The organism is Mesorhizobium sp. M1A.F.Ca.IN.022.07.1.1 (genome assembly GCF_003997575.1).
GTDB lineage: Bacteria > Pseudomonadota > Alphaproteobacteria > Rhizobiales > Rhizobiaceae > Mesorhizobium.
This window is the reverse complement of the sequence record NZ_RZST01000344.1, coordinates 1-6,046: the sequence shown is the minus strand read 5'-3', so window position 1 is coordinate 6,046 and position 6,046 is coordinate 1. Positions and strand designations below refer to the sequence as shown.

Below are 6,046 nucleotides of genomic sequence, written 5' to 3'. Positions count from 1 at the left end.
GCTGTAGGTCGCCTGGCGCTCTTCGCCGAGCGTCGGCAGCATCACCGCCATGATCTCGTCATAGCGCTCGGCGGCGCGCAGCAGCACTTCGTCGAAGCGCCCGGACTTGTAGTATTGGGTCGCGCTGGCGAACTCATAGTCGAAGCCGAACGTGTCGAGGAAGCGGCAGAGCATCGCGTTGTTGTGGTCGGCGAAGCTCGCATAATCGCCGCCGAACGGATTGGGCACCGATGTGAGCGGCTTGTGCAGGTAGGGCTCGAGCGCCGCGCGATCGGGCACGTTGTCGGGAATCTTGCGCATGCCGTCCATATCGTCGGAGAAGCACAACAGCTTGGTCTTGACCTTGTCCTGCGTCAGCACGCGGAAGGCGTGCCTTACCATCGTGGTGCGCGCCACCTCGCCGAAGGTGCCGATATGCGGCAGGCCGGACGGGCCGTAGCCGGTCTCGAACAGGACGGTATCGGGAAAGTCCTTGTTCTTGTAGCGGGCAATGATCTTCTTGGCTTCTTCGAACGGCCATGCCTTGCTTTCGCCGGCGGCCGCAAGCATCTCGGCATTGAGATCGATGATGTTTGATCCCGTCATGTCACTTTCCAGGTAATCTGCCGGCCAGATGTGTCGGCTTGGGCGCGCAAAGATTTTCACCCGGTCTCTAGGCGCGACGGGCCGGAGCGTCAACGATTTGCGGCGCTTTTCCTTGCGGCGCCTCAATGGCAATCCTACGTTGAAGCCTCACCATCAAGGAGTTTTGAATGCCTTTGACGCCGCACGAAGCCCTGATCTATCTCATGGTGATCACTTCGGCATCCGACCGCGACATGACCGATGTCGAACTGGCGCGGATCGGAGACGTCGTCCGTTCTTGGCCTGTGTTTGTCGATTTCAACAGCGACAGCCTGGTCGGCGTGGCTCAAGCGTGCCAGCAGGCTCTGCACGATAAGGACGGGCTGGAAGGCGTCCTTGCGCGCGTAGCCGATGCGCTGCCGGAGCGGTTGCGTGACACCGCCTATGCCGCCGCTTTCGAGGTCGCGGCAGTCGATCTCGAAATGCGCATGGAGGAGTTGAGGGTGCTGCAGCTCATCCGACGGGAACTCGATCTCGACACGCTCACCGTGGCGGCGATCGCCCGTGCGGCGAAGGCCCGCCTGCGCACACTGACTTAGAAAAAGCTCACCGGAAAATAGCGCAGATAGAACTCGGCGAAGGTTCCCTTGATCGAGATTTCCTGCAGCGCGTAGTCGAAGGCGGCGGCCAGCGCCGGGTCGCCCGCCCTGGTGGCGATCGCCATGCCCGAGCCCAGATATTCGGGCGCCAGATAAGGGCCGCCGGCGAAGCGGCAGCACCCGGCGGCTTCCGAGCCGCCAAGCCAGAAGGCGAAGCGCATGCCGTCGCCGAAGGCGGCGTCGATCCTGCCGGCCTTGAGGTCCGCGTAGAGGTCCTCGGGCTTGTCGAAGGGCACGACCTGCACCGTGCTGAAATAGTCGCGCAGCATCTTCTCATGCGCCGAGCCGGCGATGACGCCCACGCGCTTGCTGCGCAGCTTGTCGAGGATCGGCTCGGTAAACGCCTTGGCCTTCGGCATGATGAAGCGCGCCGGGAACTGCAGATAGGAACGCGAGAAGGCGTATTTCTCGCGGCTTTCCGGCGTCGCCGCGATGCCGGCGATGATCGCCTCGCCTTCGCCTTTCCGCAGCGCGTCGTCGAGATCGTTCCAGGGCAGCGCCTGGATCTGGCATTTCTCGACGATGCCGAGTTCGGCGCAGATCGCCCGCGCCAGGTCGATGTGGAAACCCGACAGCCGGCCGGAGCCGTCGAGGAAGTTGAAAGGCGGAAAATCGGTGGTGGTGAGGAACCTCAGCCTCGGCAACGCCGAAAGATCGGGCTTCGGCAGCCGCTCCTTGGCATCCCACAGCACCGGAACCTGCAGCTCCGCCGCGCGAGTCGCGTCGGCGAATGGCAACGCTCCGATCAGCGCCGACAGAAGGGCCAGAAATATCCATCGGAATGGCACGATAACGCTCCGCCCAATCATGTCCTTGGCTTTTCGTACGAAAACAGTGCAGGCACAATGTTTTTGATTTCAAACGGGCGAATTCGGCGTATGGTTCAGTGCGTTTGCAAGTTTCAGCGCGCGCCCGCAACAGGGGCAGGTGTCGCGAAGAAACTTGTGGTCCGGGGTTGATGGCGAAGGGTGGTTCGGGCATCTACTATCGGTACGAAAAGCAGAAGCAACATGGGGTAGATGTTGCGATGAGCATGTTCGATAGAACTCTGGAATACATCGACCAATTACAGCACGCCAACACTGCTGCGGCAGTGTGCGAGCGGCTGCTCGGCGTCACCTCGAGTTTCGGGCTGACGGCGCTGATGGCCGGAACGGTCCCGCAACCCGGCACGCCGCGCGGCCAGCAGAAGGACCATGTGCTGCTCTGCGACTGGCCGGGCGAGTGGCTGGAGCGCTATGTGGCGCGCAACTATGTCGACCATGATCCGGTCGTCAGCCACATGAAGCAATTGCAGGCCCCGTTCCAGTGGCGGGAGGCTTCCCAGGCCATCGTCATCGACAAGAGCAGCGACGAGGTCATGGGCGACGCCCGCGAGTTCAAGCTGCGCGACGGCCTCGCCTTCCCGCTGGTCACGCTCGACGGCCAGATCGTCATGGTCTCGCTGGGTGGCGAGTCCGTTGAACTGTCGGACGTCGAATTCGGAATGGTCTCGCTGGTGTCCACCTACGCCATCGGCCGCGCCATGCAGTTTCACACGATGGCCGGCAAGGTCGTCGACCACATCGAACTCACACCGCGTGAGCGCGAATGCCTGCAATGGGCAGCTGTCGGAAAGTCCGAGTGGGAAATTTCGCAGATTCTCGGCATTTCGGAGCATACCTCCGAGAAACACCTTCTCAACGCGAAGAGCAAACTGGGCGCCGCTAACCGTGTGCAGGCAGTCGCCGAGGCGATCAGGCGTGGCTATATTAGCTAAATCGGCCGTGCTGGCCCAGAAACGGTCCCATGCGCATTCGCGTAATATTTTAAGCAAGGGCGAGCGGTGTCCTTGTCTTAAGAGAGGGCTAATACTTTCTTAACGCCAAAGCAAACTGGGCGTCGCCAACCGCGTGCAGGCGGTCGCGGAGGCAGTTAGGCGCGGCTATATTGGCGGGGTCGGTCGGTGCCGACCTAAAAATTCTTGCCTACGCGATCGCGTAATATTTTCCGGAGAGCCCGGCCGTATCTTCCTCTCAAGCCCAGGAGACGGCTAATGCTTTTTTCCCTCACAACTCAGGAATTGATGGAGCGCCCCGATCTGTGGGAAGCGGTTCACCGCCTGCGCTACAAGATCTTCGTCGAGGAGATGGGCTGGACCGATCTCGACCGCCCGGACGGCCTCGAGATCGACCAATTCGATCATGACGAGGCCGAGCATCACCTCGTCATCCGCAACGGCGAGCTAGCCGGCTATCAGCGCATGCTGCCGACGACGCGGCCGCATCTACTGACCGATGTGCTGACGGACCTCTATGAGGGGACGCCGCCCTCGGGGCCGCGAGTCTGGGAGCTGACCCGCTATGCGGTGGCGCCGGGCTTCCGTGACGGCAAGCGCGGCGTCTCGACGGTCGGCACCGAGCTGATCGCAGGTTTCGTCGAATGGGGCCTCAAGCGCAACGTCAACCAGGTCATCATCGAGTTCGAACCGATGTGGGTGCTGCGCGCGCTGCAGCTGCACTTCCTGGCGACGCCGCTCGGTTACCAGCGCACCTATGGCAACCAGCAGGTGGTGGCGACGCTGCTCACCTTTTCCGAGCATACGCTGGAGGTGGTGCGCCAGCGCCGCAACCACTTCCCGCCGGTGCTGATGAGAGGCTATCCCGGCCAGCTCGGCCTCAGACAGGCTTCGTGAGGAGGTTGTCATGAGCTTCCACCCCGAACCTGAGCTGCGCGGCCACACGCTGGTCGTCACCGTGTCTTCGCATGACGGCCGGCCGGTGCTGGACAGGCACGCCTATGCGAGCCTCGCCAGGACCTTCCACGAGGCCGCCGTCAACGACGAGATTCGCGTGGTCGTGCTGCGCGGCCTCGCCGGCTGCTTTTGCCTCGGCGGCGATTTCTCGGAGTTCCTCGACGCCGCCAAGCACCAGCAGCTGATTGCCGCCGTCACCGATATGTTTCGCAGGCTTGCGACCTTTCCCAAGCCGGTCCTTGCCTGCGTGGACGGGGACGCCGTCGGCGTCGGCTGCACCATCTTGTTCCACTGCGACATGGTGATCGCCTCCAGGGGCAGCACGTTCAGGGTGCCGTTCGTCGATTTCGGCCTGGTACCGGACGCGGCGACCAGCATCCTGGCACCCCAGAAGCTCGGCTATGCCGGCGCCTTCCGCTTCTTTTGCCTGGGCGACACACTGGGCGTCGACGACGCCAAGGCGCTTGGCCTTGTCGGTGAGATCGTGGAAGGCAGCGCCGAGGAAATAGCCTTGGCGCGGGCAAGGCAGCTCGCCAAGAAGCCGGTTGCCGCGCTGTTGCAGACCCGCGGCCTGCTCAAGGGGGATACGGACGTTCTGTGCGACCGCATCGACCATGAGATATCGCTGTTCCAGCAAGCGCTGCAGGACGACGCCACGCTGAAGCGTTTGCAGCGGATCGCCCGCCTCGCGGCGTGACACCTTGGTGGAAAGTCTCAGCGCCGCGTACCCGCGAAGGTGCGCGGCGCTGTAATGTTGGCCGCCGGCCGCGGGCATGGTGCAAGCTATTTCTCCAGGAACGACGGGCCTTCCCCGATGATCTTCTTGTCGGGCTTGCCGACGGCGTCGAGGTCGCGGCCGTCATAAGGCAAGGACAGAAGGATACGCTGGATCACCGCAAGCCGCGCACGGCGCTTGTCGTTGGCGCGCACGATGATCCAGGGCGCGAACTCCTTGTGAGTGCGCTCGAACATCAGGTCGCGCGCCTTGGTGTAATCGTCCCATTTGCTGATGCCGGCGACGTCGATCGGCGAGAATTTCCAGTTCTTCAATGGCGACCAGCGGCGATCATGGAACCGTTCAAGCTGCGTCTCGCGACCGATGTTCAGCCAGAATTTGAAGAAGTGGATACCCTCGTTGCAGATCATCCGCTCGAAATGCGGCGTCTCGTCGAGGAATGTCTCGTGCTGCTCCGGGGTGCAGAATCCCATGACCGGCTCGACGCCGGCGCGGTTATACCAGGAGCGGTCGAAGGTGACGAACTCGCCGGAGGTCGGGAAATGGTCGACATAGCGCTGATAGTACCATTGGCCATGCTCCGTCGGCGTCGGCTTGGTCAGCGCCACGTTGCGCGCCGTGCGCGGGTTCATGTACTGCCGCAGGACGAAGATCGTGCCGCCCTTGCCGGCCGCGTCGCGCCCCTCGAACAGCGCCAACACCCGTTTGCCGGTCGCCTGCAGCCAGGCCTGCGCCTTGACCAATTCGATCTGCAGCCGCTCGAGTTCCTCGTCGTACTCTTCACCCTTCATCTTCTTGTCGTAGGGATAGCCGCCGGCGGTCAGCTTGTTGTCCTCGATCCAGTCCGGCAGCACCGGGTTGTCGATGTCGAACTCGCGTTCCTTACCGCCTATCCTCATCTTGATCGGTCCTGCGGCAGGCGCCGCGTCGGCATTTCCCTCGGCTTTTTTCATCGGGACGAACCTTTTCAGCTTGCGGACTCGTGCTATGGGAGCCTCTGAGGCGTTGCGTCCGACCGGACGCGCGGTAGCACTTTGATTTTGCGCATGAACACTCCAGAAAATCGATTCCGATTTGTGGCGGTCATGCGCAGGTCGAGTCGGCTGACCTTTCACCGACGTGAGATACGAGGCAGCGCATGGTCGATAAGGGCGCAGACCAGAAAGGCGCAACGCGGGCAGCCATAGCCCAGCTGCGGCGCAGCCGCTGGTTGCTGGCCGCGGCCCTGGTCGCGGTCCTCGGCGTCTATTGTTTCGGCGGCCTTTCGATCTTTGTGCCTCTGCTGGCCGTGGCGTTGCTGGTCGCGGCCGCAATGCTGCCGACCGCCGCCGAGCGCCAGTCAGCCGGCGGGAC

6 protein-coding genes and 2 pseudogenes are annotated in these 6,046 nt (G+C 62.8%); 5 read left to right on the top strand and 3 right to left on the bottom strand.

Features of this window, described 5'->3' with window-relative positions; all coding sequences use genetic code 11:
• Positions 1 to 585: pseudogene (gene lysK / locus EOA75_RS27225) on the bottom strand (lysine--tRNA ligase); the annotation flags it as partial.
• A 167-nt stretch (positions 586 to 752) separates the two neighbouring features.
• On the opposite strand from lysK, the gene EOA75_RS27220 reads away from it, so the two are divergent.
• On the top strand, positions 753 to 1,163 hold the full coding sequence (locus EOA75_RS27220; RefSeq protein ID WP_067322705.1) for a tellurite resistance TerB family protein: 411 nt from the start codon (positions 753 to 755) through the stop codon (positions 1,161 to 1,163).
• Here the strand turns inward: EOA75_RS27220 and EOA75_RS27215 are convergent.
• Complete coding sequence (locus EOA75_RS27215; protein ID WP_127325607.1) at positions 1,160 to 2,032, bottom strand: transporter substrate-binding domain-containing protein; 873 nt, start codon at positions 2,030 to 2,032, stop codon at positions 1,160 to 1,162. The two genes, EOA75_RS27220 and EOA75_RS27215, sit on opposite strands and share 4 nt — an antisense overlap.
• Positions 2,033 to 2,250: 218 nt before the next feature.
• Between EOA75_RS27215 and EOA75_RS27210 the strand changes: the two genes are divergently transcribed.
• The 3 genes from EOA75_RS27210 to EOA75_RS27200 all read left to right on the top strand — a co-directional run bounded on the left by EOA75_RS27210 (position 2,251) and on the right by EOA75_RS27200 (position 4,654).
• Positions 2,251 to 2,982, top strand: a complete 732-nt coding sequence (locus EOA75_RS27210; RefSeq protein WP_127325606.1) for a LuxR family transcriptional regulator — start codon at positions 2,251 to 2,253, stop codon at positions 2,980 to 2,982.
• Positions 2,983 to 3,258: 276 nt separating this feature from the next.
• Positions 3,259 to 3,897, top strand: a complete 639-nt coding sequence (locus EOA75_RS27205) for an acyl-homoserine-lactone synthase (RefSeq protein ID WP_066996739.1) — start codon at positions 3,259 to 3,261, stop codon at positions 3,895 to 3,897.
• A gap of 10 nt (positions 3,898 to 3,907) precedes the next feature.
• Positions 3,908 to 4,654 carry an enoyl-CoA hydratase-related protein gene (locus tag EOA75_RS27200; RefSeq protein ID WP_127325605.1) on the top strand — a complete coding sequence of 249 codons (747 nt, stop codon included), beginning with the start codon at positions 3,908 to 3,910 and terminating at the stop codon, positions 4,652 to 4,654.
• 86 nt (positions 4,655 to 4,740) lie between these two features.
• Here EOA75_RS27200 and ppk2 read toward each other — a convergent pair whose 3' ends face one another.
• Complete coding sequence (gene ppk2, locus EOA75_RS27195) at positions 4,741 to 5,646, bottom strand: polyphosphate kinase 2 (RefSeq protein WP_067322713.1); 906 nt, start codon at positions 5,644 to 5,646, stop codon at positions 4,741 to 4,743.
• Between the two features lie 185 nt (positions 5,647 to 5,831).
• Between ppk2 and EOA75_RS27190 the strand changes: the two are divergent.
• A pseudogene (locus EOA75_RS27190) lies at positions 5,832 to 6,046 on the top strand (two-component sensor histidine kinase); the annotation flags it as partial.

Excerpts from the sequence above, each read along its gene's own strand:
- EOA75_RS27220 (WP_067322705.1), top strand. The coding sequence starts at position 753 with ATGCCTTTGACGCCGCACGAAGCCCTGATCTATCTCATGGTGATCACT.
- EOA75_RS27215 (WP_127325607.1), bottom strand. The coding sequence starts at position 2,032 with ATGATTGGGCGGAGCGTTATCGTGCCATTCCGATGGATATTTCTGGCC.
- EOA75_RS27210 (WP_127325606.1), top strand. The coding sequence starts at position 2,251 with ATGAGCATGTTCGATAGAACTCTGGAATACATCGACCAATTACAGCAC.
- EOA75_RS27205 (WP_066996739.1), top strand. The coding sequence starts at position 3,259 with ATGCTTTTTTCCCTCACAACTCAGGAATTGATGGAGCGCCCCGATCTG.
- EOA75_RS27200 (WP_127325605.1), top strand. The coding sequence starts at position 3,908 with ATGAGCTTCCACCCCGAACCTGAGCTGCGCGGCCACACGCTGGTCGTC.
- ppk2 (WP_067322713.1), bottom strand. The coding sequence starts at position 5,646 with ATGAAAAAAGCCGAGGGAAATGCCGACGCGGCGCCTGCCGCAGGACCG.